This is a genomic window from Enterobacter sp. DTU_2021_1002640_1_SI_PRY_ASU_LCPMC_013, assembly GCF_032389435.1.
Classification (GTDB): Bacteria; Pseudomonadota; Gammaproteobacteria; order Enterobacterales; family Enterobacteriaceae; genus Enterobacter; species Enterobacter hormaechei_C.
This window is the reverse complement of record NZ_CP135594.1, coordinates 3,430,573-3,455,334: the sequence shown is the minus strand read 5'-3', so window position 1 is coordinate 3,455,334 and position 24,762 is coordinate 3,430,573. Positions and strand designations below refer to the sequence as shown.

The following is a 24,762-nucleotide window of genomic DNA, read 5'->3' as shown; positions in this document are numbered from 1 at the left end:
ATGCGTACCCCCTATTGCGTCGCCGATTACCTGCTGGACCGACTAACAGATTGTGGTGCCGATCATCTGTTTGGCGTGCCAGGCGACTATAACCTGCAATTTCTCGATCACGTGATAGACAGCCCGGACATCTGCTGGGTGGGCTGTGCCAATGAACTGAACGCGTCTTACGCCGCAGACGGCTATGCCCGCTGTAAGGGCTTTGCCGCGCTCCTGACGACATTCGGCGTTGGGGAGTTAAGCGCCATGAACGGTGTGGCGGGCAGCTTTGCTGAACATGTTCCCGTCCTCCATATTGTGGGGGCCCCGGGTATGGCGGCGCAGCAGCGAGGAGAGTTATTGCACCATACGTTGGGTGACGGCGAGTTCCGCCATTTCTATCATATGAGCGAACCCATCACCGTAGCACAGGCGGTGCTTACCGAACAAAACGCCTGCTATGAAATTGACAGAGTCCTGACCACTATGCTGCGGGAGCGCCGTCCGGGCTACCTGATGCTGCCCGCTGATGTGGCGAAAAAAGCCGCTACGCCCCCTGTAAGCGCTCTCACTGTTAACCCCGCACCGGCTGATTCAGCCTGCTTGCAGGCGTTCCGTGAGGCTGCCGAAAAGCGCTTGTCCACGAGCAAACGCACCGCGCTGTTAGCGGACTTCCTCGTACTCCGCCATGGTCTGCGCACGGCCCTTCAGACGTGGGTGAAAGAGGTGCCGATGGCACACGCCACCATGCTGATGGGCAAGGGCATTTTTGACGAACGACAGAGCGGTTTTTACGGCACCTACAGCGGATCGGCGAGCGCCGCGCCGGTCAAAGAGGCCATCGAGGGGGCTGATACGGTGCTGTGTATTGGCACGCGCTTTACCGATACGCTCACTGCCGGGTTTACCCACCAGCTGACGCCAGACCAGACGATAGAGGTTCAGCCCCACGCGTCCCGCGTCGGCGACGTCTGGTTTACGGGTATCCCGATGAGGGAGGCCATTGAAACGCTGACAGCGCTGTGTAAAACCTATGTTCGTGATACGCGAGCGCCATTGGATCACAGCGGCTTTTCGTTCCCGACTATCGAAGGGGCGCTGACTCAGGAGAGCTTCTGGCGTACCCTGCAAACGTTTATCCGCCCCGGAGACATTATTCTGGCTGACCAGGGAACGTCTGCTTTCGGCGCTATCGATCTGCGTTTACCGGCGGACGTGAACTTTATCGTCCAGCCGCTGTGGGGATCGATTGGCTACACGCTGGCGGCGGCGTTTGGCGCGCAAACGGCGTGTCCGAACCGACGCGTGATTGTCCTGACGGGTGACGGCGCCGCGCAGTTGACCATTCAGGAGCTGGGATCGATGCTGCGCGACAAGCAGCGCCCGATTATTCTGGTGCTTAACAACGAAGGATACACGGTGGAAAGGGCCATCCACGGGCCGGAGCAGCGCTATAACGACATTGCCCTCTGGAACTGGACGCAGATCCCGCAGGCGCTGAGCCTGGCGCCTCAGGCAGAATGCTGGCGCGTCAGCGAAGCGGAAGCGCTGGCGGAGGTGCTGGATAAAGTGGCACACCATGAGCGGCTTTCGCTGATCGAGGTGATGCTGCCGAAAGCCGATATTCCGCCGCTGCTGAGCGCGCTGACCAAAGCGCTGGAGGCGCGCAATAACGCCTGATTACCTGTCGTTTCGCCATCCCATCAGCATCGGTTTGCCCGCCAGCAGGAGCCAGGCGGGCAACATCACGATACAGAGCAGCGGCAGAAGCGTGGTATCCGGCACGACAACGGCCGCCATAAACAGGCTCAGCCACGCATCGCGCGTGACCACCAGTACCAGCCCCAGAATGGAACAGGAGACGGTAATCGCCGCAGGGACAGCGTCAACGTGCTCATGCAGCATCAGCCCCAGCGCGACGCCAACAAATACCGCCGGGAAGATACGACCTCCCCGGAAACCACAGGCCGCAGCGACCACCAGCGCCGCCAGTTTTACCAGCGCGAACAGCAGATAATCGGAGACGCTAAAGACCTGGCTGAAGGCCAGCTGCTGCATCTCGTCCAGACCCTTAAACAGCGTAACCGTCCCGCCGATGGCGCCTAAAACGCCCAGAATAAAACCCCCCATGCCCAGAATCAGCACCGGATGCTTCAGCCTGTGCATCAGGCGATGCAGGCGAGGGAGACACCACACCGCGACCATCCCCAGCGCAATGGCGATCGCGACGACGACGGCACCGCTGAAAATATCGGTGAGTTGCATCTGGCCGTAGTGGGGGATGGTGAGTGAAAAATGGGGATGGAAAAACAGGCTGGTGGTGAGGGCTCCCGCAGCGGCGGCCATTAGCGGCGCGAAGAGTTTATCCCACAGCGGTACTTCATGATCACTGCTGAGGGTTTGCGAAAAAATGAGCGCAGCCGCGACCGGAGTGCCAAACAGCGCCCCGATGGTGCCTGCTGACGCCAGGATCGTCCAGTCCAGCGCGCCAACGCGCGGAAAAAGACGCGCCCCCAGAAAGACCGCCAGCGCGATATTAACCGCCATAATGGGATGTTCAGGCCCGAGGCTTACGCCGCCCGCAAGACCGATAATCAGCGCGATAATAAGCCCCGGCAGAGCAGAGGGAGAGACAGGCGCGCCAATCAAGGGTTCCAGTGCCGGGTCCGGCCCGGCATGACCCGGGCTATAGCGGATCACCAGCCCTACGGCAATCCCGGTCAGGGTCAGCATCATCATGATCCAGCCCGGCGAGTCAATGCTGATGCCGAGTTTTACCGGAAGCGCGGTCCATAAAATCGTTTGCAGCACCGCCGCCACTTTCATGACGACGATGAGCACCAGGCTCGACGCCACGCCAATAATCAGCGCCGGGACAGCCAATAACAGCATGGTTCTGGCTCGCGGATGGAGCATGATGATTTCCTTGTACAAAACGGCTTAACGTTACTTTGCACAATCAGCATTGTGGCAATAGTGCAAAAGGTGCTGAAACGGTAAAGTTATAATGTGACGAAGATCGATAATCCATGGGCAGTCACCTTCTGGTCGTTGTTGTTATCACGCCTTGAATTTACAGTGTCCCAAAGATTTATTCTGACTTTAGCGGAGCAGTAGAAGAATGACAAAGTATGCTTTGGTAGGTGATGTAGGCGGCACCAACGCGCGCCTTGCCCTGTGCGATGTGAACAGCGGTGAAATTTCTCAGGCGAAAACCTATTCAGGGCTGGATTACCCAAGCCTGGAAGCGGTGGTTCGCGTCTATCTGGAAGAGCATAAAGTGAGCGTTGAAGACGGTTGTATCGCTATTGCCTGTCCGATCACCGGCGACTGGGTGGCGATGACCAACCACACGTGGGCCTTCTCAATTGCCGAAATGCGGAAAAACCTCGGCTTCTCGCACCTTGAAATTATCAACGACTTCACTGCGGTTTCCATGGCTATCCCAATGCTTAAACCAGAGCATCTGATTCAGTTCGGCGGTACGGCCCCGGTTGAAGGCAAACCGATTGCCGTTTACGGCGCAGGCACCGGCCTGGGGGTGGCGCACCTGGTCCACGTCGACAAACGCTGGGTCAGCCTGCCGGGCGAGGGCGGTCACGTGGATTTTGCGCCGAACAGCGAAGAAGAGGGCATTATTCTGGAGGAGCTACGCGCCGAGATTGGGCACGTGTCGGCCGAGCGGGTGCTTTCTGGCCCGGGCCTGGTGAACCTGTATCGGGCGATTGTAAAATCAGACGGTCGTCTGCCTGAAAATCTGCAACCTAAAGATGTGACCGAACGCGCGCTGGCCGACAGCTGTATTGACTGCCGCCGTGCTTTGTCGCTGTTCTGCGTCATCATGGGGCGTTTTGGCGGCAACCTGGCGCTGAACCTTGGCACCTTTGGCGGGGTCTATATTGCGGGCGGGATCGTGCCGCGCTTCCTCGATTTCTTTACCGCCTCCGGCTTCCGTGGCGGCTTCGAAGACAAAGGCCGCTTCAGGAGCTATGTCCAGGACATTCCTGTTTACCTGATTGTCCACGACAACCCAGGCTTACTGGGCTCCGGGGCGCATCTGCGTCAGGTACTGGGTCAGATCCTCTGATGCTCATTCCCCTCTCCTGCGGGAGAGGGAACGCGCTACAGGTGCATGAGCTGGCGGAACTCTTTCACTCTGCTGCGGCTTACCGGCACCTGAAAATCCAGATCCTTCAGCCGCAAAATATAGGTGTTATTAAACCAGGGTTCGATTTCGCGGATCTTGTTCAGGTTGACGCAGAACGAGCGGTGGCAGCGGAAGAAGTGAGCGGCCGGGAGTTTATTGCAGAATTCGGTGATGTTCATCGCCATGACGTAGGATTCACGCCGCGTATAGACAAACGTCATTTTTTCATGCGCTTCGGCATAGTAAATATCGTCGACAGGCGTGACGATGATCCGTTCGTCCTTCACCAGATTAATCGTGTCGTTTTCCCGCGCTACCGGGCTGGCACTGGCGGGTAATGCTTGCTGCTGCCACGCGGCTTCCAGCTTATGCAGCATGCTGATAATACGCGACTCCTGGTACGGCTTCAGAATATAGTCAAACGCCTCAAGCTCGAAGGCTTCCACGGCATGCTCTTTCCACGCGGTGACAAACACAATAAACGGCTTGTGGGCGAACTGATTGATATTTTGCGCCAGCAGGACGCCGTCCAGCGACGGAATATTAATATCGAGGAATATCGCGTCGACCCGGTTATGCTGTAAAAATTTCAGCACGTCCAGACCATCCTCAAAACAGCCAACAATCTCCATCTGGCTGTGGGTTTTGATAAGCCAGCTCAACTCCTGTTGAGCCAGAAATTCATCTTCTACGATGATGACTTTCATCTGTTACTCCGGCCTACGGCAACAAGGATATCGGGGCATTCACGGGCGTTCGCTCATTCGGAACATAAAAGGCAATTTCGGTGCCCGGCTCAAGACGGTGAATATGCAGCCCGTCACCGTACAGCAGTTTGACCCGGTGATGCACATTCAGCAGTCCGATCTTGTTGCCTGGCATTTCGTTTGATTTGACGCGCTCGATGACTTTCGGATCGATGCCGTGCCCGGTATCGCGCACGGCGATGCGCACGCGGTTACCGCTTTCCGTCACGCTAATCGTTACTACGCCTTTGCCTTTACACGGCTGAATACCGTGAACAATGGCGTTTTCCACCAGAGGCTGGATCAGCAGGCTTGGGATCACGCAGCTGACCTCTTCATCAATATCGTAAATGACCGTGAGCTTATCGCCAAAGCGTGCCTGCTCGATGGCGATGTAATCCTTGATTTGATACAGCTCTTTTTTGATGTCGATCTGCTCGTCGTCTTTTAGCTCAATGTTGTAGCGCAGATAGCGCGACAGATTAAATATCAGCTGCCGCGCGGTATCCGGATTCAGACGGATGGAAGAGGAGATAGCGTTCAGCGCGTTAAACAGGAAATGGGGATTGATCTTGCTTTGCAGGGCGCGCAGCTCTGCCTTATTTGCCATCTCGCGCAGCTGCTCTGCACGCGAAACCTCAAGTTGAGTGGAGATAATCTGCGACAGGCCAATCGCCATCTCCTGGAGCGAAGAGGTGATTTGGTGCGCATGGCAGTAGTAAATTTTCAGCGTCCCCGTGACCACGCCTTTTTCCCACAGCGGGATCACCAGCATTGAGTGGATCTCTGGCGTCCGGTGGGCTTCATCATTGTTTTTAATGATGATTTTTCCGTAGTTAATCGCCTGTCTGGTGGTCGGGCTGATGGTATCGTCGCTGTCGCGATAATTGCGCTCCCCGACGCCAACGTAAGCCAGCACGTGGTCAATATTGGTGATGGCGACCGCATCGGCGTGAATATCACGGCGGATGATATCGCAAACCTGACGTAAAGATTCGGCGTTAACGTGTCGGAAAAGCGGCAGCGTCTTGTTGGCGATATCCAGCGCCAGCTTGGCCTGACGCGCGGCGCTGGCCTCTTTTTCGCCCTCCACGCTTTGCACCAGCAGCACGATAAAACCGATACAGACGCTCCCGAGGATCATAGGAATACCGATCTTCGAGACGATATCCAGCCCCAGCGCAACGGTTGGCGCCCAGACGATGACCAGGATCATGGTCAGCGTTTCGCAGACCATCCCCGCGATAATCCCTGCACGCCAGTGCTGCTTTTTCGGGATTTTGCGGTTAATCCAGCCCGAGAGCAGCCCGGCAATAATGCTGGTGATAAAGCAGGGGACTGCCGTCACGCCGCCTATATCAATCAGGTATCGATGGGTGCCGGCGATGATACCTGTGATAATCCCTACCCAGGGACCAAAGAGGATCCCGCCCGACATGACGGCGATGATGCGCACGTTCACCAGCGAGCCTTCTACCGGCACCCCGGACCAGGTGCTGAACAGGGCAAACATCGAAAAGATAAACGTGACGGCCAGCAGCTCTTTTGGCGAATGGGCAGATTTATGCAACAGTTCGCGGAACAAGCGGATGCGGATAAGGAAAAAGAGACAGATCAGCATTAATGCCGCGCGGTCGAACACCGCGAGGAGCATATTGAAGATTTCGTGCACGGTCAGGCCTGGGAAAACGGGAAAAAGCTATGATAGAAAACATAGGGCCTGATGACCAGCTATCCATCAGATTTATCAAATGGGGAAAAACCATAATTCTCAAAGGGGATTGCTGGCTTTTGACTGAAAGCCGGTGCTTTTCCGTTTGGGGAGAAAAGCCAGGTAACGATACTGAAAATATTGTGTTAAATCGTAGCGCTTAAAACTGCCTGTTCGCGATAAGAGTTCCGCTTTTCACTGCAATCGCATTCCCGTTTTAGCGCAAAATATTGTTTTGCCGTTATCCTCTCGACAGCGTCTTTTTCTTCAGGTTATTTTCTAAGCACGCCACACGGGTGGCAGCGTCGCTCGGACGGTCCGGGCGCTAACGTGACTCTGAGGAATCTATGGCTGAATTCAGTCCTGAACGCCGTTTTACGCGTATCGATCGTCTCCCCCCTTATGTTTTCAATATCACTGCTGAACTGAAAATGGCTGCGCGTCGGCGCGGCGAAGACATTATCGATTTCAGTATGGGTAACCCTGACGGCCCAACGCCGCCGCATATCGTTGAGAAACTCTGCACGGTTGCCCAGCGTCCCGATACCCATGGGTATTCCACCTCACGCGGCATTCCACGCTTACGTCGGGCGATCTCCCGCTGGTATCAGGATCGTTATCAGGTCGATATCGATCCTGAAAGTGAAGCGATTGTGACCATTGGCTCCAAAGAGGGGCTGGCCCACCTGATGCTGGCGACGCTGGATCACGGCGATACCGTACTGGTGCCGAATCCAAGCTACCCGATTCACATCTATGGGGCGGTGATTGCCGGCGCGCAGGTGCGTTCTGTCCCGCTGGTGGAAGGCGTCGACTTCTTTAACGAGCTGGAACGGGCGATTCGTGAAAGCTATCCGAAGCCGAAAATGATGATCCTCGGTTTCCCGTCAAACCCAACAGCACAATGCGTTGAACTCGAATTCTTCGAGAAAGTGGTCGCGCTGGCTAAGCGTTACGACGTGCTGGTGGTACACGATCTCGCCTACGCCGATATCGTTTATGATGGCTGGAAAGCGCCGTCAATTATGCAGGTGCCGGGTGCCCGTGATGTGGCGGTTGAGTTTTTCACCCTGTCGAAAAGCTACAACATGGCGGGCTGGCGAATTGGTTTTATGGTGGGAAACAAAACGCTGGTGAGCGCCCTGGCGCGTATTAAAAGCTACCATGACTATGGCACCTTTACGCCGTTACAGGTCGCGGCCATCGCGGCGCTGGAAGGGGATCAGCAATGCGTGCTCGATATTGCCGCTCAGTACAAACGCCGCCGTGATGTGCTGGTAAAAGGGCTTCATGAAGCAGGCTGGATGGTGGAAATGCCAAAAGCCTCTATGTACGTCTGGGCGAAAATCCCTGAGCCGTATGCGGCGATGGGTTCTCTGGAATTTGCTAAAAAACTGCTTCAGGACGCGAAGGTTTGCGTCTCTCCAGGCATTGGCTTTGGTGACTACGGTGACACGCATGTGCGTTTCGCGCTGATTGAAAACAGCGACCGTATCCGTCAGGCAGTGCGGGGCATTAAAAGCATGTTCCGCGCGGATGACCTGCTTGCAGCGAAGAGCGTTGCGGAACAACCCGAGTCGTAACGGACAACAAAAAAACAGGCGCCAACGGCGCCTGTTTTTTTGACTGCATTTTCTTAACTAGATCATCAGAGCAAACGTTCCGGCCCAAACTAAAACAATAACCGAAATGCCCATAAAGAAATATTTCACGTTTCATCGCTCCGCGTATCTTCCGGTACGCATTAAAAAAACAGAGTCCAACTGAGTATAGAGAGTTGAAATCATGCGAAAGGGGAAATCGGAATTATCCCGTTACGTCGCTAACTTCAGCTCTGAATTCTGTGCTTTCCTGTCGCCAGACGGCGCTAATGTACGCCTAAATTTCAGGAGTGACAAGAGGCATTTTTTTAAATAATTTCCTACACTTACGAGTGTCGTGGAACGGCGACAGTTTGATTTCGGTACGCAATAAATGCCTGTTGAGCGACGGTCGAAAAAAGCCGTTACGCACTGCGATTACAGGTGTTTGAAAAGGTTAGTTTCTTAGCGAAACTAACCTTCGAAAGGGGTCAGATATAGAGCGAGGCTTCGCCCAGGGGGCGGGTTTTAAAGCGGCGGTGCATCCACAGATACTGCTCAGGCGCACGCATAATTTCAAACTCAATCACCTTATTGATAAAGGTCGCGGCTTCACTCTCATCTTCAGGATAGTTCGCCATCTCTGGGGAGATATGCAGACGATAGCCTGACTTATCCGCTTTTCTGACCATGGTCACCGTCAACATCGCGGCGCCTGAGAGACGTGAAATCACAAAGGTACCGTTCGTCGTAGCGACATCTTTAACCGCAAAGAAAGGGGCAAAACTGCTGCCTTTAGGACCGTAGTCCTGATCCGGGGCAAACCAGACGGCTTCACCTTTTTTCAGGGCGCCAACCATACCGCGGAGATTGTTACGGCTGATCATCGCCTTATTTGAACGCATGCGGCCCCGCGTTTGTACCCATTCCATAAGCGCGCTGTTATGCGGGCGATAGGTTGCCATCATTGGCTGACAAAGACCCATAACGCGGCCGCCCAGCTCAAGCGACATAAAATGCACACCCACAACCATCACGCCGCGGTTTTGCATCTGGGCACGTTTCAGGTTATCCAGGCCTTCCACGTCAAACCATTTACGGACACGCTCGTCTGGCCAGAACCAGGCCATACCGGTTTCAAGCAGCGCCATACCGATAGATTTAAAGTTTTCCGCAATCAGCGTTTCGCGCTGCCGCGCATTGTAATGCGGAAAGCACAGTTCGAGATTTTTTCGGGCAATGGATTCACGACGCTTAAGAAAGTAACGCGATGCGCTGCCGAGCTTAGAACCCAGGAAACGGATCACGGGATATGGAAGTTGAACCAGCAGCCAAAGTACGCCAAGGCCGAACCATGTAAACCAGTAGCGCGGGTGCAAAAACGCCCGCTGAAATTTGGATTGAGACAAAATAGTGGAACCTTTGTAAAGCCTGTTAAGGTAGCGCAGACTTCGCGATACCACGTGCCATTAAGACCGTAGGACGAGGTCATGGTTGCAGGCTTTACCGTTCTTTACGACGTTGCCTGGCCATTGCTGACTTGGGTGGGCGGCATAATGTAGCACCGTTATACATTATGAGCCATCACTCGTTTTTGTTGAAAAAAGCGGCAATTACGGAGTGGTTTGATTTTGCTATTGTTAAATCTGCGTTCCCGCATGTCTCCTGAAGGTGCAGACCATGGAAACCTACCTGCAAACGGTGAAAGAAGAGTGGGTGAAGCTGATTAATGAAACCGATCCCGATGTGCATCGGCTTGCGACTGAGCTTGCCAGAGACAACGCAACTCCCCTGGTCGCTGAATTCTATTGTGTTGTGCTGGCAGATCCATCGGCAGCTGAATTCCTGACAACCGAACAGGTGGAGAGGCAGCTTCAGGAGGCGCTTCGTCGCTGGCTTATTGATGTGCTTTCATGCCGTGTGGAGCAGGTTGAAGAGCAGATGCGGGCGCAGCAGCGCGCTGCGGATGTTCATGCCCGTATTGGTATTTCGGTTGATTTAGTTGAAATGGGCTTCCGTGTTCTGAAAAAGCTGCTGTTACCTGTCATTACTACCAGCGCCCATTCGCCTGAGGTGAAGCTGCATATTTATCACTACGCGATAAACAGTATCGATCTGGCCATGGAAGTGATGTCGCGGGCCTATGTATTTAGCGAGAACAATGCGGCGAAAGAGGACGAAAATTATCGCATCTTTTCCTTAATGGAGAACGCAGAAGAGGAGAAGGAGAGACAGACCGCGGCGCTGCTGTCATGGGAAATGGTGCTTCTGTATAAGATCACGCTTAATTCCAGTATCGGCAACAGTCTGCCGCTGGGGCAGTCTGAATTTGGACTGTGGTTTAGCCATAAAGGTCGGCACTATTTCAGCGGCATCGCTGAGGCCGGTCATATCTCTCGTCTGATTCAGGAATTCGATGACCTTTTTAACGAGGTCCGTCTTGCAGGGCAGGGTCTGAGTGATAAAGCGCAGCGGGATAAATTCTTGCAGCGAATGCGTAATACCCTCTCGCAAATCATCACGCTTTTGCGCGAACTGTTTGACGAAGTGTCGCGACACGAGGTGGGGGTTGATGTCCTGACCCGCCTGTTGAATCGCCGTTTCCTGCCAACCATCTTCAAACGCGAAATCCTGCACGCCACCCGGGCGGGAATAAAGCTCTCGACGCTGCTGATTGACGTCGACAAATTTAAACAAATCAACGATACCTGGGGGCACAATACCGGGGACGAGATCCTGCGAAAAGTCTCCGGCGCGTTCTACGACAACGTGCGAACCTGTGATTACGTTTTTCGCTACGGCGGCGATGAATTTTTGATTGTGCTAACGGAAATCTCAGAGGTGGACGCGCTGCGAATCGCCGAGCGTATCCGCAGGCGGGTGGAAAAAATCAAGGTTAACTCCCCAACCGGCGATATTATCCCGCTCTCCCTCTCGATAGGCGTTGCGATGTTCAACGGGCATCCCGATTACGAGCGATTGTTTCAGGCGGCGGATGAAGCCTTATACGGCGCGAAACGGCGTGGCCGAAACTGCGTGGAGCTTTGGAAGGGGGCGTAAGGAAAGACAGAAGTGTCCCCTGCAGGAATCGAACCTGCAACTAGCCCTTAGGAGGGGCTCGTTATATCCATTTAACTAAGGGGACGAAGCGGCAAGAGTATAGCGTTATTTACACTTTTCGTTAAGCGCATTGCCGCCTGACTGGTCAAAGAGTCACCGTTCACGCCGATTTTTCAGCAGTTTTATCCTTTTTTTCCTGAGCCTTAAGCTCGGCCTTACGCTTGTTGGACATGTCGTTACGGATTTGCGCATGGCTCAACAGCGCAAAGATAAAGGTCCCGCCACAAATGTTGCCTGCGAGGGTTGGCAGGGCGAACGGCCAGAAAAAGTCACTCCAGTGGAGTGTGCCGTTAAATACCAGATAAAGGATTTCAACGGTTCCGACAACAATGTGTGTGGTATCGGCGAGTGCGATAAGCCAGGTCATCAGGATAATTACCACGATTTTCGCGCTGCCCGCTGACGGGAACATCCAGACCATAGTGGCGATGATCCAGCCGGAAATTATGGCATTAGAGAACATTTCAACCGGCGTGTTTTTCATCACATCCATGCCAATTTTCACAAATGCGTCGCGGGTCGGTTCATCAAATATTGGCATATACTCGAACGCCCAGGCGGCTATGCCCGTACCGATCAGGTTACCCAGCAGCACGACGCTCCACAGGCGCATCAGTAAACCGAAATTACCGAGGGTCGGATTTTGCATGACGGGCAGTACGGCAGTGACGGTATTCTCCGTAAATAGCTGCTGTCGCGCCATAATGACGATAATAAAGCCGAACGTGTAGCCTAAATTTTCCAGCAAAAAACCGCCCGGCACGCCTTCCAGCTGAACGTGAAATATCCCTTTGGCGAGCAGAGAGGCGCCCATCGACAGACCGGCTGCAATGGCTGACCACAGCAGGGCCATCGCGTCGCGCTCCATCTCTTTTTCCCCGTCCTGGCGAATATGCTCATGAATAGCCATGGCGCGCGACGGCAGGCGATCTTCATCGACTTCTATCTCTTCTCCCCGGTCTTTCTCCTCACTTTCAATCTCAAGCTCCTCTTTGCTTTCACCAATTTTCTCTTCGCTAATGTCTTTCATAACAGCTCCTTCGGGGTAATTGCTCATTTAAGCGTAGCGGCTTTTAGCGCTTTCCCCGTGGGGATGCTCTTAAATTGCTGAAAATGGCAATAAAGGTGAGACATCTCTTTCAAAGCCAATATAAAATTGCCAGCGAAACGAATTCTGAAAGACAGGCTATGCTGAAATTAGCGTGATGACGCGAGCGGGTCGTCATTGTCCTCGTAGACATCGGTAAGCGTGCTGTTACAATCACTTGCACGTTTCAGGCGGAGCATCACAGGCTCCGTCACAGATGGCATTCAACGATAGCCATATTGAACAGGGAGAAATTTATGAAGCTTCGGCTGTCGGCGCTTGCGCTGGGCGTAACAATGCTTGTGGGCTGCGCCAGCTCTGGCGAGCAAACGGGACGCTCCGATCCTCTCGAAGGATTTAACCGTTCAATGTACAGCTTTAACTATAATGTGCTGGATCCATATCTGGTTCGTCCGGTTGCCGTGGCATGGCGTGACTACGTTCCGCAGCCGGCGCGTAACGGGCTGAGCAACTTTACCAGTAACCTGGAAGAGCCAGCGGTTATGGTGAACTACTTCCTCCAGGGCGACCCGTATCAGGGGATGGTGCATTTCACCCGCTTCTTCCTGAACTCCCTGCTGGGTATGGGCGGCTTAATTGATGTCGCAGGCATGGCGAACCCGAAATTACAGCGTGAACAGCCGCACCGTTTCGGCAGCACGCTGGGTCATTATGGCGTAGGTTATGGTCCGTATGTGCACCTGCCATTCTACGGCAGCTTTACCGTGCGTGATGATGGCGGCGACATGGTGGATACGCTGTATCCTGTACTGTCATGGCTCACCTGGCCGCTGTCGATTGGTAAATGGACCGTGGAAGGAATTGAAACGCGTGCGCAACTGCTGGATTCTGATGGTCTGCTGCGTCAGTCTTCCGATCCGTACATCATGGTCCGCGAGGCCTACTTCCAGAACCATGACTTTATTGCCAACGGCGGTAAGCTGAAGCCGGAAGATAATCCGAACGCGAAAGCCATTGAGAACGAATTAAAAGATATCGATTCGGAATAAATAAAAAAGGTGAGCAATGCTCACCTTTTTTAATCGTGTTGGGATTAGAACGCGTAGTTGAAGTTGGTACCAAACAGCCAGGCTTTACCTTCAGAGGTAAACTCGTATGGGCCTTCCTGGAAGGTCACCTTCTGGCCATGCATGTACGACACGCCCGCGTCGATAGAGGCATTCTCGTTGAACGCGTAGGTTGCCCCCGCACTCACCCAGAAACGGTCCTGATCCGGAATGGAGATAGAACGTTTATCGGCCGGTACCGGGCTGTCATCAAATGCCACGCCGGTACGGAACGTCCAGTTGTCATCCATATAATAGGTCGTACCAAGCGCGATACGGTAAGCATCGTGGAAGCTTTCGTCTTTATAGAACAGCGTCTGGCCGTTGCTGCCGGTGGCTTTAAGCTCCTCGAACTGGCTCCAGCTGGTATACGCGAGGCTGTAGTGAATTGCCCACTGCGGCGCAACGCGGTTATAACCTGACACTTCCCACATTTCTGGCAGATGCAGCGACAGTGAGCCCGGTACGGTTTGATTCGAGGTACCCCATGGAATGGTGGTACCTGCGCCTGGCACCATACCGTTGACTGGGCTCAGGATGCCGCTTTTGTAATCGCCATCGAAATCAATTTTCACTTCTGAGCGATAGGTCAGACCCCAGCGGTTGTTTTTATCCAGTTCATACAGGATACCGGCGTTCCAGCCGTAACCCCATTCATCACCTTTCAGGCTGGCAATTTTATTGCTGTTTTTTGGCAGCGCAGCAGTTTGCTCCCCGGAGTAACGCTCGATTTTTGCATCGGCGTAGACAGCATCAAAGCCCAGACCAAAGCTCCAGTTATCGTTCAGACGATATGCGCCGCTCAGGTTGAGGTTCAGGGTCGTCAGGTCGGTTTTACCGCCGTATTCCCCGGCCGGATAGTTGTTATTGAATTCCGTTGCCAGGCCATAGTTAGAGGTGACAGAGGCACCCCAACCAAACTGTTCATTGATTGGCGCAACAAAGTGCAGGTTAGGCACCCACGCGGTCGGCGCAATGTTATCCGCCTTCAGATCTGCGCCGGTGAACTGAGATTTGCCAGAAATATTGACATCAGGATCGATGTAAACCGCACCGGCAGAGAAGGTAGGGCGATCAAACATCATGATCAGTGCCGGGTTACGACTCGCGTTGCCTGCGTCATCGGCAATCGCACCTTCCCCGGAATACGCACGGCCAAGGCCAGAGGAAGAAAATTCGTTTAACTGGAAGCCCGCTGACCAGGCGGACGTTGAGACGATTGCCACTGCAACTGCTAAAGCAGTTTGTTTGAACAGGGTTTTCTGGCTCATGACCATAACCTCATTGAGTTATTTTTATTCAATAATTGTTACATACCGTAACAGGAGCGCGAAGTGTAGGGTCTGAGGTATGACTTACAAATCAGACCAGTGGCGAGAGTATAGGTCTGACCAGCTGGGATGTTGCAAGTTTGTTTATTAATATTTTCAGATATGTTTCTTGAAACGAGATCTGGTTGGCAAAATTGTGACCAGTGCGATTCCTCTGAAAAGGGGAATTTTGTTTTAGATCATTTTTTAGTGTGATATTGCTCACTTATCCGATTTTGCGCCATTAACGGCTGGAGGGGGCTCGTTCGGGGGCGTAAAATAGACGCATCGTGTTTATCTCGCGCCCTGCGCGAATACAGAGGAAATTGAGCTATGAGTAAATGCAGTGCTGATGAAACCCCGGTTTGCTGCTGTATGGATGTTGGCACCATTATGGACAACACCGATTGCACCGCCTCTTACAGCCGCGTATTCCCTAACCGCGCTGAAGCGGAAGAGACGCTGGCCGCGCTGAGCCAGCGCGCGCGTGAAGTCGAATCCGATCCGTGTGAAATCAAATCCACCTTCACGGAAGTGGAAGGCGGCGTGCGGCTGGATATCGACTTTGTGTTCGCCTGCGAAGCAGAAACGCTGATCTTCCAGCTGGGCCTGCGTTAATACTTTTTGCACGGGCCTACGATCGTGTAGGCCGGTTAAGGCAACGCCGCAACCCGGCAACAAATCTCACAAATGCCTCTGCCATGCAGGGGCATTTTCTTTTTCTTCTCTGTGCCTTAGCTCGCAATTTTTGGCTTCCCCGATTGGCTCAATGTAAAAAAATAGTTAAGACTATTATCAGGTCAGACCACTTAATGTGTGCGGAAAATTTTTTTACAGGGGAGTGTTATGAGTCAGGCATTACCGCTTATCACCCGACACGGTGACCGCATTGCCATTGTCAGCGGGTTACGTACGCCGTTTGCGCGTCAGGCAACCGCGTTTCACGGTATACCGGCTGTCGAACTGGGAAAAATGGTGGTGGGGGAGATGCTGGCTCGCAGCGAGATCCCGCCAGAGGTTATTGAGCAACTGGTTTTCGGCCAGGTGGTGCAAATGCCGGAAGCGCCCAATATCGCACGTGAAATCGTGCTGGGCACCGGCATGAATGTTCACACCGACGCATACAGCGTCAGCCGCGCCTGCGCCACCAGTTTCCAGGCGGTGGCGAACGTGGCGGAAAGCCTGATGGCGGGGACCATTCGCGCGGGGATCGCCGGCGGCGCGGATTCCTCATCCGTGCTGCCCATCGGTGTTAGCAAACAGCTGGCCCGCATCCTCGTGGATGCCAACAAAGCCCGGACCACCGGTGCGAAGCTCAAACTCTTCTCGCGTTTACGTCTGCGCGACCTCATGCCCGTGCCACCTGCCGTTGCTGAATACTCCACCGGCCTGCGTATGGGCGACACTGCCGAGCAGATGGCAAAAACCTACGGTATTACCCGCGAACAGCAGGATGCACTGGCGCATCGCTCGCATCAGCTCGCTGCGAAGGCCTGGTCGGAAGGCAAACTTGCCGACGAGGTGATGACGGCTTACATCCCGCCTTTCCGCGAACCGCTGGTGGAAGATAACAATATCCGTGGCACCTCGACGCTGGAGGATTACGCAAAACTGCGCCCGGCGTTTGATCGTAAACATGGCACCGTTACGGCGGCCAACAGTACGCCACTGACGGACGGTGCCGCCGCCGTGATCCTGATGACGGAATCCCGGGCGAAAGAGCTTGGCATAACACCGCTGGGCTATTTGCGTAGCTACGCCTTTACCGCCATTGATGTCAGGCAGGACATGCTGCTCGGTCCGGCCTGGTCCACGCCGCTGGCGCTGGAGCGTGCGGGGTTGACGCTGGCTGACTTAACCCTGATCGATATGCACGAAGCCTTTGCCGCACAAACCCTGGCAAACATTCAGCTGCTGGCAAGCGAGCGCTTCGCGCGCGATGTACTGGGCCGCGCCCACGCGACCGGCGAAGTGGATCAGAGTAAGTTTAACGTGCTTGGCGGATCCATCGCCTACGGCCATCCATTTGCGGCGACCGGCGCGAGAATGATAACCCAGACTTTGCACGAGCTGCGTCGCCGCGGCGGCGGTTTTGGTCTCGTTACCGCCTGTGCGGCGGGCGGCCTGGGTGCAGCAATGGTTCTGGAGGCTGAATAATGGAAACGACATCTGCATTTAACCTGGCTGTTCGCCTTGATAACGTGGCTGTTATCACCATTGATGTACCCGACGAAAAGATGAACACCCTGAAGGCCGAGTTCGGCGTTCAGGTGCGTGCGATGCTCAGACAGATCCGCGAAAACAAAGCGATACGTGGCCTGGTATTTATCTCGGCAAAGCCGGATAACTTTATTGCCGGGGCCGATATCAACATGATTGCCCGGGCGAAAAGCGCTCAGGAAGCAGAAGACCTGGCGCGTCAGGGGCAGCAGGTAATGGCGGAGATCCATGCGCTGTCGATACCCGTTGTCGCTGCGATCCACGGGGCCTGCCTGGGCGGTGGGCTTGAGCTGGCGCTGGCCTGTCACAGCCGCATTTGTACCGACGATGCGAAAACCGTACTCGGACTGCCGGAGGTACAGCTTGGATTGCTGCCCGGTTCAGGTGGCACGCAGCGCCTGCCGCGTCTGGTGGGCGTCAGTACGGCGCTGGAGATGATTTTAACCGGTAAACAGCTGCGCGCCCGCCAGGCGTTAAAGGCGGGTCTGGTTGATGAGGTCGTTCCGCACGCCATCTTGCTTGAGGCCGCCGTTGAGCGGGCGCTGAAAGGTCGTCAGGCGAAACGCCCTCTGCCGGTGCGCGAGCGTATCCTCGCCGGGCCGCTGGGGCGCACGCTGCTGTTCAATATGGTGGGTAAAAAAACCGAGCAAAAAACCAAAGGGAACTATCCGGCAGCGACGCGCATTCTGAAGGTGATTGAAACCGGTTTATCGCAGGGCAGCAGCAGCGGTTATGCCGCGGAAGCGAAAGCCTTTGGCGAGCTGGCGATGACGCCGCAATCGCAGGCGCTGCGCGGCATTTTCTTTGCCAGCACGGAGGTTAAAAAAGATCCGGGCAGTGAAGCTGAACCGGCTCCGCTGCGCGCCGTTGGCGTTCTGGGTGGTGGGCTGATGGGCGGCGGCATCGCATTTGTCACCGCCAGCAAAGGCAAATTGCCCGTACGTATCAAAGATATCAACCCTAAGGGTATCAACCACGCGTTGCAGTACAGCTGGCAGAACCTTGATCGCAAAGTGAAGCGCCGCCATATCAAGGCCAGTGAGCGCGATAAAACCCTCGCGATGATCACTGGCGCCACCGACTACAGTGGGTTTGCACACCGCGATCTGGTGATTGAAGCCGTGTTCGAAGATCTGGCCCTTAAGCAGCAGATGGTGGCGGACGTTGAACAGCATTGCGCGCCGCACACCATTTTCGCGTCAAACACCTCGTCTTTGCCGATCGGCGACATCGCGGCGAAAGCCGTGCGCCCGGAGCAGGTGATAGGGCTGCACTATTTCAGCCCTGTCGAAAAAATGCCGCTGGTGGAGGTTATTCCACATGCCACAACCAGCCCGCAAACTATTGCCACCGTGGTGAAACTGGCGAAAAAACAGGGCAAAACCCCGATTGTGGTCGCGGACAAAGCCGGCTTCTACGTCAACCGCATTCTGGCGCCTTACATTAACGAAGCGATGCGGTTGCTGACGGAAGGGGAGAAAATTGAGCACGTCGATGACGCTCTGGTGAAGTTTGGATTCCCCGTCGGCCCAATCCAACTTTTGGATGAGGTAGGAATTGATACGGGGACTAAAATTATCCCAGTGCTGGAAGCGGCTTATGGCGATCGTTTTGCGCCGCCTGCAAACTTTGTTTCCGCAATTTTGAAGGACGATCGCAAAGGCAGAAAAAATGAACGTGGTTTCTATCTTTACGCCGCGAAAGGGCGTAAAAGCAAGAAACAGGTCGACCCTTCGGTTTATGCGCTTATTCCTGTCACGGGTCAGGGAAAACTGTCGGCGGTTCAGTGTGCTGAGCGCTGCGTGATGATGATGCTCAATGAAGCGGCGCGCTGCTTTGGTGAGCAGGTGATCAAAAGCGCGCGCGACGGCGACATCGGCGCCGTGTTTGGTATCGGTTTTCCGCCATTCCTTGGCGGTCCGTTCCGGTATATGGATACCCTCGGGGCGGGTGAAGTGGTTGCGATCCTGCAACGTCTGGCCTCGCAATATGGTCCACGGTTTACACCTTGTGACGAATTATTGCAGATGGCGGAACGGGGTCAGACATTCTGGCCCGCAAGGGAAACTGATTGCGTAAACTGAAGTCAAAGAAGGGTAAATCCTGAGGTGATGGAACCTGTTCTGGCGAAATTGTAAACAGAGATTGACTATACTTACGCCATTGAGGTAAAAAACAGCGTTTCATTCACCGAATGGATCAGGCACAATGCCCGGCCATCGGGTTTTCTACCTCAGAGCATTAATCGCGGGTAGTTAACGCCGGTGATTCTGGTTAACAAAAGCGGTGCAATATGCAAGTTTTTATCATGCGTCACGGCGACGCGGCACTCGATGCCGCCAGTGACTCAGTACGTCCTTTAACCGTCTGTGGCTGCGACGAATCCCGTCAGATGGCGACATGGCTTAAAGGTCAAAAAGTGGACATTGAACGCGTTCTGGTGAGTCCGTTCCTGCGGGCAGAACAGACGCTGGATGTGGTAGGGGAGTGTATGAACCTGCCATCCAGTGTGGATGTTCTCCCTGAACTCACGCCGTGTGGCGATGTTGGCCTTGTCAGTGCTTACCTTCAGGCGCTGTGCAATGAAGGTGTCGCTTCCGCACTGGTCATTTCCCACCTGCCGCTGGTCGGCTATCTGGTATCTGAGCTGTGCCCGGGCGAAACGCCACCGATGTTCACAACGTCCGCCATTGCCAACGTCACCCTCGACGAAACCGGCAAAGGGGTCTTTAACTGGCAAATGAGTCCGTGCAACCTGAAGATGGCAAAAGCCATCTGACGTGACGTGCGATATGGCGGGGTGCAGCGTGCCTCCCGCCATCCTGTCAGGGCAATTCTGGCGGCTGCCACTCCTCCACCTCAATCAATACCAGCAATGCGGCATCTCCGCCGTACTCTTTTGGCGCCTGATGAAAAGCCATCACGTGTGGATGCTGAGCCAGCCACAGCGGTGTCTGTTGCTTAAGAATATGTTTGCCGTGGCCGTGCATCACGCAGGCGCAAAAAACATGCTCGCGACGACATGCCGCGATCAACGCCCCCAGCTCCTGTTTCGCCTGCATCTGGGTCAACCCATGCAGATCGAGGAACAGCTCCGGCGAGTAATCTCCCCGGCGTAATTTTTTCAGTTCAAAATGGCTGACGTCTTCGCGCACGTATTTCACCGCACCCTGGGTATTTAGCAGCGGCTGAAACTCATCTGAAAAATAGTGGCTGTTATCGGCCTGCTCCTGGAGCAACCGTTTGACCGGTACCTCGCTGACTTTTTTACGCTGCGGGCGATGGACAATGGTGTCGTGCGTGATTTGACGCGTCCCGGTCATCAGCTGGCGGAAGAGAGCCTGATCCTCCTCGCTGAGCGATGTTTTCTTTTTCATTCGTCATTCTCATCTCGTATTTCCGATAGTGTACCCGACTAAACGCATTTTTTAACCTCAAGCGGTACGCGTCATTGCTGATTTATCGCCGTCTTCATGGCAAACTAGCCGCCGAAAATTATGCGAGCATGCCCTGGAGGAAAGAGTGGATAAAATTTTTGTCGATGAAGCAGTAAACGAGCTGCATACCATACAGGACATGTTGCGCTGGTCGGTTAGCCGCTTCAGCGCCGCCAATATCTGGTACGGCCACGGTACGGATAACCCATGGGATGAGGCCGTGCAGCTGGTGCTGCCGTCTCTCTACCTGCCGCTGGATATTCCGGAAGACATGCGCACCGCGCGCCTGACCTCCAGTGAAAAACACCGCATCGTTGAGCGCGTGATCCGTCGCGTGAACGAGCGCATTCCGGTTGCTTACCTGACCAACAAAGCCTGGTTCTGCGGCCACGAATTCTACGTTGATGAGCGCGTGCTGGTGCCGCGTTCGCCGATTGGCGAGCTGATCAACAACCATTTTGACGGCCTGATTAACCATCAGCCGCAGCACATTCTTGATATGTGCACCGGCAGCGGCTGCATCGCCATTGCCTGCGCGTACGCCTTCCCGGAAGCGGAAGTGGACGCCGTCGATATCTCCACCGACGCGCTGGCCGTCACCGAACACAACATTGAAGAGCACGGGCTGATTCATCACGTCACGCCTATCCGCTCTGACCTGTTCCGCGACCTGCCGACGCTGCAATACGACCTGATCGTCACCAATCCGCCGTACGTGGATGCAGAAGATATGTCCGACCTGCCGAACGAGTACCGTCACGAGCCGGAGCTGGGCCTGGCGTCAGGCTCTGACGGGCTGAAGCTGACCCGCCGCATCCTGGCGTGCGCGCCGGATTACCTGACCGACGACGGCGTTCTGATTTGTGAAGTGGGCAACAGCATGGTACATCTGATAGAGCAGTACCCGGATGTGCCGTTCACCTGGCTTGAGTTCGACAACGGCGGTGACGGCGTCTTTATGCTGACCAAAGCGCAGCTGCTTGATGCACGCGAATACTTCAGCATTTACAAAGATTAATCCAGCGGGCTTCGGCCCGTTTCACAACGCTCAAACACAAACAACAACATCGGAGCCGTGATGGCAGGAAACAGTATTGGACAGGTATTCCGTGTGACCACCTTTGGCGAGTCGCACGGTCTGGCACTGGGTTGTATCGTTGATGGCGTCCCGCCAGGCATCGAACTGACCGAAGCCGATTTACAGCATGACCTTGACCGTCGTCGTCCGGGTACCTCTCGCTACACCACGCAGCGTCGCGAGCCGGACCAGGTCAAAATTCTCTCCGGCGTATTTGAAGGCCGTACCACAGGAACCAGCATTGGTCTGCTGATTGAAAACACCGATCAGCGTTCTCAGGACTACGGCGCGATTAAGGACGTTTTCCGTCCTGGTCACGCCGACTATACCTACGAACAAAAATATGGCTTTCGCGACTATCGCGGCGGCGGGCGTTCTTCCGCGCGTGAAACCGCGATGCGCGTGGCGGCAGGGGCAATTGCCAAAAAATATCTCCAGCAGAAATTCGGCATCGTTATCCGCGGCTGTCTGTCCCAGATGGGCGACATTCCGCTGGCAATCAAAGACTGGGATCAGGTAGAGCTCAACCCGTTCTTCTGCGCCGATGCCGACAAGCTGGACGCGCTGGATGAGCTGATGCGTGGCCTGAAAAAAGAGGGCGACTCCATTGGTGCGAAAGTCACCGTGGTGGCCGACGGCGTGCCGGCTGGCTGGGGCGAGCCGGTATTTGACCGCCTTGACGCCGATATCGCCCACGCGCTGATGAGCATCAACGCGGTGAAAGGCGTCGAAATCGGCGACGGTTTTGACGTGGTCAAGCTTCGCGGCAGCCAGAACCGCGACGAAATCACGAAGGCGGGTTTCCAGAGTAACCATGCGGGCGGCATTCTGGGCGGCATCAGCAGTGGGCAGCAAATTATTGCCAATATCGCGCTGAAGCCAACGTCCAGCATTACCGTCCCGGGCCACACGATTAACCGCGCTGGCGATGAAGTTGAGATGATCACCAAAGGGCGTCACGATCCGTGCGTGGGGATCCGCGCGGTGCCGATCGCAGAAGCGATGCTGGCGATCGTGCTGATGGATCACTTCCTGCGCCAGCGCGCGCAGAATGCGGATGTGACGACCACCATTCCACGCTGGTAACTATGAAAAAAACCGCAATCGCTCTGCTGGCGCTGCTGGCCAGTGGAGCAAGCCTGGCCGCTACGCCGTGGCAGAAAATCACCCACCCGGTAGCGGGGAGCGCGCAGTCCATTGGCGCTTTCTCCAACGGGTGTATCGTCGGTGCGCAGGCGCTGCCGTTGCAGTCGGACACTTATCAGGTGATGCGTACCGATCAGCGCCGTTATTTCGGCCATCCTGACCTGCTGCTGTTTATTCAGCGTCTTGGTAACCAGGTGCATAACCTGGGGCTGGGGACGATGCTGATTGGCGATATGGGGATGCCTGCCGGTGGTCGCTTCAACGGCGGTCACGCCAGCCACCAGACCGGACTGGATGTGGATATTTTCCTGCAATTGCCGAAAACACGCTGGAGCTCAGCGCAACTGCTGAAACCGCAGGCGCTGGATCTGGTCTCGGCCGACGGTAAACGGGTCGTCGCCTCGCGCTGGTCGCCGGAAATTTCCAGCATGATTAAGCTGGCGGCAGAGGATAACGACGTCACGCGGATCTTTGTTAATCCGGCCATCAAGCGGCAGCTTTGCCTGGATGCGGGAACGGATCGCGACTGGTTGCGTAAAGTGCGCCCGTGGTTCCAGCACCGGGCGCATATGCATGTTCGCCTGCGCTGTCCGGCGAACAGCCTGGAATGTGAAGATCAGCCGCTGCCACCGCCTGGCGATGGTTGTGGTTACGAACTGCAAAGCTGGTTTGAACCGGCCAAGCCTGGAACCTCTAAGCCTGAGAAGAAGACACCGCCTCCGTTGCCGCCTTCCTGCCAGGCGCTACTGGATGAGCATGTACTTTAATGGATAATTTCGTCGATCTGTTCATGGTGTCACCGCTGCTGCTGGCGGTGCTCTTTTTTGTTGCGATGTTAGCCGGATTTATCGATGCCCTGGCGGGCGGCGGCGGGTTGCTCACCGTTCCGGCGCTGCTGGCGGCAGGCATGAGCCCTGCCCAGGCGCTTGCCACCAACAAACTCCAGGCATGCGGCGGTTCGCTCTCCTCGTCGCTCTATTTCATCCGGCGCAAAGTGGTGAATCTCGCCGATCAGAAGCTCAATATCCTGATGACGTTTATTGGCTCAACGGCGGGTGCGCTGCTGGTCCAGCACGTACAGTCCGACATTCTGCGCCAGATCCTGCCGCTGCTGGTTATCTGTATCGGCCTCTATTTCCTGCTGATGCCAAAGCTCGGGGAAGAAGATCGACAGCGTCGTCTTCACGGCCTGCCGTTTGCGCTGATTGCCGGTGGCTGCGTCGGTTTTTACGATGGCTTCTTTGGCCCGGGGGCAGGTTCGTTTTATGCGCTGGCATTCGTGACGCTGGCCGGGTTCAACCTCGCCAAATCCACCGCCCACGCCAAAGTCCTCAACGCGACCTCCAACGTTGGCGGTCTGCTGCTGTTTATCATTGGCGGCAAGGTTATCTGGGCAACCGGATTTGTGATGATGGCAGGGCAGTTTTTGGGCGCGCGCGCAGGCTCGCGTCTGGTATTAAGCAAAGGACAAAAGCTGATCCGCCCGATGATTGTTGTCGTCTCGGCGGTGATGAGCGCCAAACTTCTTTATGACAGCCATGGACAGGAGATCCTCACCTGGTTGGGGATGAACTAATGAACAGTACGCATAACTACGAACAGCTGATTGAGATCTTCGATAGCTGTTTCGCTGATGATTTTAATACCCGTCTGATTAAAGGCGACGACGAACCGATCTATCTTCCTGCTGATGACGAGGTTCCGTATAACCGCATCATCTTTGCCCATGGCTTTTACGCCAGCGGTTTGCACGAAATTTCGCACTGGTGTATCGCCGGGAAAGCGCGTCGCGAGCTGGTGGACTTTGGTTACTGGTACTGCCCGGACGGGCGCGACGCCGCCACCCAGGGGCAGTTCGAAGATGTGGAGGTGAAACCTCAGGCGCTGGAATGGCTGTTCTGCGTAGCGGCGGGTTTCCCGTTCAACGTAAGTTGTGACAACCTCGAAGGCGACTTCGAGCCAGACCGTATCGTCTTCCAGCGCCGCGTTCATGCGCAGGTGATGGAATATCTTGAGAAAGGCATCCCGGCACGTCCGGCACGCCTGATCGAGGCTTTACAAAATTATTACCACACGCCGGAGATCACGGCGGAATGCTTCCCGTGGCCGGAAGATCTTTAACAGAGGAAAGAAG

The 24,762-nt window shown here is 55.0% G+C and carries 22 protein-coding genes and 1 tRNA gene; 14 read left to right on the top strand and 9 right to left on the bottom strand.

The genetic code is table 11. From position 1 onward, the window contains the following. Window positions 1-1,659 (top strand): indolepyruvate decarboxylase, encoded by a 1,659-nt coding sequence (gene ipdC / locus RS584_RS16500; RefSeq protein ID WP_017692977.1) that lies wholly within the window; start codon window positions 1-3, stop codon window positions 1,657-1,659. On the opposite strand, the gene RS584_RS16495 is transcribed toward ipdC, so the two are convergent. Beyond that, window positions 1,660-2,895: an ion channel protein gene (locus RS584_RS16495; protein WP_032619299.1), complete on the bottom strand. Its 1,236-nt coding sequence runs from the start codon at window positions 2,893-2,895 to the stop codon at window positions 1,660-1,662. It lies immediately after the preceding gene. Window positions 2,896-3,100: 205 nt separating this feature from the next. On the opposite strand from RS584_RS16495, the gene glk reads away from it, so the two are divergent. Beyond that, window positions 3,101-4,066: a glucokinase gene (gene glk, locus RS584_RS16490; protein WP_003861352.1), complete on the top strand. Its 966-nt coding sequence runs from the start codon at window positions 3,101-3,103 to the stop codon at window positions 4,064-4,066. Between the two features lie 35 nt (window positions 4,067-4,101). On the opposite strand, the gene RS584_RS16485 is transcribed toward glk, so the two are convergent. Next, window positions 4,102-4,833, bottom strand: coding sequence for a LytR/AlgR family response regulator transcription factor (locus RS584_RS16485; protein ID WP_015572237.1), 732 nt, complete (start codon window positions 4,831-4,833; stop codon window positions 4,102-4,104). Window positions 4,834-4,846: 13 nt separating this feature from the next. Then, window positions 4,847-6,544 (bottom strand): LytS/YhcK type 5TM receptor domain-containing protein, encoded by a 1,698-nt coding sequence (locus RS584_RS16480; protein WP_193042330.1) that lies wholly within the window; start codon window positions 6,542-6,544, stop codon window positions 4,847-4,849. A gap of 386 nt (window positions 6,545-6,930) precedes the next feature. On the opposite strand from RS584_RS16480, the gene alaC reads away from it, so the two are divergent. Next, the gene (alaC, locus tag RS584_RS16475) at window positions 6,931-8,166 is read left to right on the top strand and encodes an alanine transaminase (protein ID WP_234664949.1); all 1,236 of its coding nucleotides are present in this window, start codon (window positions 6,931-6,933) and stop codon (window positions 8,164-8,166) included. Window positions 8,167-8,223: 57 nt separating this feature from the next. On the opposite strand, the gene ypdK is transcribed toward alaC, so the two are convergent. Then, window positions 8,224-8,295: a membrane protein YpdK gene (gene ypdK / locus RS584_RS16470; RefSeq protein ID WP_099458937.1), complete on the bottom strand. Its 72-nt coding sequence runs from the start codon at window positions 8,293-8,295 to the stop codon at window positions 8,224-8,226. Window positions 8,296-8,654: 359 nt separating this feature from the next. Then, window positions 8,655-9,575, bottom strand: coding sequence for a kdo(2)-lipid IV(A) palmitoleoyltransferase (gene lpxP, locus RS584_RS16465; RefSeq protein ID WP_086524742.1), 921 nt, complete (start codon window positions 9,573-9,575; stop codon window positions 8,655-8,657). Between the two features lie 268 nt (window positions 9,576-9,843). Here lpxP and RS584_RS16460 point away from each other — a divergent pair, with 268 nt between their 5' ends. Next, complete coding sequence (locus RS584_RS16460; protein ID WP_315748346.1) at window positions 9,844-11,223, top strand: diguanylate cyclase; 1,380 nt, start codon at window positions 9,844-9,846, stop codon at window positions 11,221-11,223. Window positions 11,224-11,236: 13 nt separating this feature from the next. On the opposite strand, the gene RS584_RS16455 is transcribed toward RS584_RS16460, so the two are convergent. Beyond that, window positions 11,237-11,308 (bottom strand) — tRNA-Arg (locus RS584_RS16455). Window positions 11,309-11,383: 75 nt separating this feature from the next. Beyond that, complete coding sequence (locus tag RS584_RS16450) at window positions 11,384-12,313, bottom strand: formate/nitrite transporter family protein (RefSeq protein WP_048229778.1); 930 nt, start codon at window positions 12,311-12,313, stop codon at window positions 11,384-11,386. Window positions 12,314-12,627: 314 nt separating this feature from the next. Here RS584_RS16450 and mlaA point away from each other — a divergent pair, with 314 nt between their 5' ends. Beyond that, window positions 12,628-13,380: a phospholipid-binding lipoprotein MlaA gene (mlaA, locus tag RS584_RS16445; RefSeq protein WP_003861365.1), complete on the top strand. Its 753-nt coding sequence runs from the start codon at window positions 12,628-12,630 to the stop codon at window positions 13,378-13,380. A 44-nt stretch (window positions 13,381-13,424) separates the two neighbouring features. On the opposite strand, the gene fadL is transcribed toward mlaA, so the two are convergent. After that, complete coding sequence (gene fadL / locus RS584_RS16440) at window positions 13,425-14,708, bottom strand: long-chain fatty acid transporter FadL (RefSeq protein ID WP_032102746.1); 1,284 nt, start codon at window positions 14,706-14,708, stop codon at window positions 13,425-13,427. 372 nt (window positions 14,709-15,080) lie between these two features. Between fadL and RS584_RS16435 the strand changes: the two genes are divergently transcribed. The 4 genes from RS584_RS16435 (at window position 15,081) to sixA (ending at window position 19,746) form a co-directional block, all read left to right on the top strand. After that, entirely contained in the window at window positions 15,081-15,365 is a 285-nt protein-coding gene (locus RS584_RS16435; protein WP_017383455.1) for a YfcZ/YiiS family protein, read from the top strand. 228 nt (window positions 15,366-15,593) lie between these two features. Continuing rightward, complete coding sequence (fadI, locus tag RS584_RS16430; RefSeq protein WP_193042327.1) at window positions 15,594-16,904, top strand: acetyl-CoA C-acyltransferase FadI; 1,311 nt, start codon at window positions 15,594-15,596, stop codon at window positions 16,902-16,904. Then, window positions 16,904-19,051, top strand: coding sequence for a fatty acid oxidation complex subunit alpha FadJ (fadJ, locus tag RS584_RS16425; RefSeq protein WP_023295098.1), 2,148 nt, complete (start codon window positions 16,904-16,906; stop codon window positions 19,049-19,051). Before fadI ends, fadJ begins: the two co-directional genes overlap by 1 nt. Window positions 19,052-19,260: 209 nt before the next feature. Beyond that, window positions 19,261-19,746, top strand: a complete 486-nt coding sequence (sixA, locus tag RS584_RS16420; protein ID WP_003861375.1) for a phosphohistidine phosphatase SixA — start codon at window positions 19,261-19,263, stop codon at window positions 19,744-19,746. A 46-nt stretch (window positions 19,747-19,792) separates the two neighbouring features. Here the strand turns inward: sixA and smrB are convergent, their stop codons facing one another. Continuing rightward, window positions 19,793-20,344 carry an endonuclease SmrB gene (smrB, locus tag RS584_RS16415; protein ID WP_015572246.1) on the bottom strand — a complete coding sequence of 184 codons (552 nt, stop codon included), beginning with the start codon at window positions 20,342-20,344 and terminating at the stop codon, window positions 19,793-19,795. A 145-nt stretch (window positions 20,345-20,489) separates the two neighbouring features. On the opposite strand from smrB, the gene prmB reads away from it, so the two are divergent. Genes prmB through RS584_RS16390 form a run of 5 tightly spaced genes read left to right on the top strand, consistent with a single transcriptional unit; the run spans window position 20,490 to window position 24,749 of the window. Then, a complete protein-coding gene (prmB, locus tag RS584_RS16410; RefSeq protein WP_003861381.1) occupies window positions 20,490-21,422 on the top strand; it encodes a 50S ribosomal protein L3 N(5)-glutamine methyltransferase in 933 nt (310 codons plus the stop codon). Window positions 21,423-21,482: 60 nt separating this feature from the next. Next, on the top strand, window positions 21,483-22,568 hold the full coding sequence (aroC, locus tag RS584_RS16405; protein ID WP_015572247.1) for a chorismate synthase: 1,086 nt from the start codon (window positions 21,483-21,485) through the stop codon (window positions 22,566-22,568). A 2-nt stretch (window positions 22,569-22,570) separates the two neighbouring features. Continuing rightward, a complete protein-coding gene (gene mepA / locus RS584_RS16400; RefSeq protein WP_315748345.1) occupies window positions 22,571-23,395 on the top strand; it encodes a penicillin-insensitive murein endopeptidase in 825 nt (274 codons plus the stop codon). Beyond that, window positions 23,395-24,204 (top strand): sulfite exporter TauE/SafE family protein, encoded by an 810-nt coding sequence (locus tag RS584_RS16395; RefSeq protein WP_003861386.1) that lies wholly within the window; start codon window positions 23,395-23,397, stop codon window positions 24,202-24,204. Before mepA ends, RS584_RS16395 begins: the two co-directional genes overlap by 1 nt. After that, window positions 24,204-24,749: an elongation factor P hydroxylase gene (locus RS584_RS16390; RefSeq protein WP_003861390.1), complete on the top strand. Its 546-nt coding sequence runs from the start codon at window positions 24,204-24,206 to the stop codon at window positions 24,747-24,749. Before RS584_RS16395 ends, RS584_RS16390 begins: the two co-directional genes overlap by 1 nt. Window positions 24,750-24,762 lie beyond the last annotated feature (13 nt).

Coding starts and splice junctions, on each gene's coding strand:
- RS584_RS16435 (WP_017383455.1), top strand. CDS start 15,081: ATGAGTAAATGCAGTGCTGATGAAACCCCGGTTTGCTGCTGTATGGAT.
- fadL (WP_032102746.1), bottom strand. CDS start 14,708: ATGAGCCAGAAAACCCTGTTCAAACAAACTGCTTTAGCAGTTGCAGTG.
- glk (WP_003861352.1), top strand. CDS start 3,101: ATGACAAAGTATGCTTTGGTAGGTGATGTAGGCGGCACCAACGCGCGC.
- ipdC (WP_017692977.1), top strand. CDS start 1: ATGCGTACCCCCTATTGCGTCGCCGATTACCTGCTGGACCGACTAACA.
- fadI (WP_193042327.1), top strand. CDS start 15,594: ATGAGTCAGGCATTACCGCTTATCACCCGACACGGTGACCGCATTGCC.
- RS584_RS16395 (WP_003861386.1), top strand. CDS start 23,395: ATGGATAATTTCGTCGATCTGTTCATGGTGTCACCGCTGCTGCTGGCG.
- sixA (WP_003861375.1), top strand. CDS start 19,261: ATGCAAGTTTTTATCATGCGTCACGGCGACGCGGCACTCGATGCCGCC.
- RS584_RS16460 (WP_315748346.1), top strand. CDS start 9,844: ATGGAAACCTACCTGCAAACGGTGAAAGAAGAGTGGGTGAAGCTGATT.
- fadJ (WP_023295098.1), top strand. CDS start 16,904: ATGGAAACGACATCTGCATTTAACCTGGCTGTTCGCCTTGATAACGTG.
- alaC (WP_234664949.1), top strand. CDS start 6,931: ATGGCTGAATTCAGTCCTGAACGCCGTTTTACGCGTATCGATCGTCTC.
- RS584_RS16495 (WP_032619299.1), bottom strand. CDS start 2,895: ATGCTCCATCCGCGAGCCAGAACCATGCTGTTATTGGCTGTCCCGGCG.
- mepA (WP_315748345.1), top strand. CDS start 22,571: ATGAAAAAAACCGCAATCGCTCTGCTGGCGCTGCTGGCCAGTGGAGCA.
- RS584_RS16450 (WP_048229778.1), bottom strand. CDS start 12,313: ATGAAAGACATTAGCGAAGAGAAAATTGGTGAAAGCAAAGAGGAGCTT.
- mlaA (WP_003861365.1), top strand. CDS start 12,628: ATGAAGCTTCGGCTGTCGGCGCTTGCGCTGGGCGTAACAATGCTTGTG.
- RS584_RS16485 (WP_015572237.1), bottom strand. CDS start 4,833: ATGAAAGTCATCATCGTAGAAGATGAATTTCTGGCTCAACAGGAGTTG.
- aroC (WP_015572247.1), top strand. CDS start 21,483: ATGGCAGGAAACAGTATTGGACAGGTATTCCGTGTGACCACCTTTGGC.
- RS584_RS16390 (WP_003861390.1), top strand. CDS start 24,204: ATGAACAGTACGCATAACTACGAACAGCTGATTGAGATCTTCGATAGC.
- smrB (WP_015572246.1), bottom strand. CDS start 20,344: ATGAAAAAGAAAACATCGCTCAGCGAGGAGGATCAGGCTCTCTTCCGC.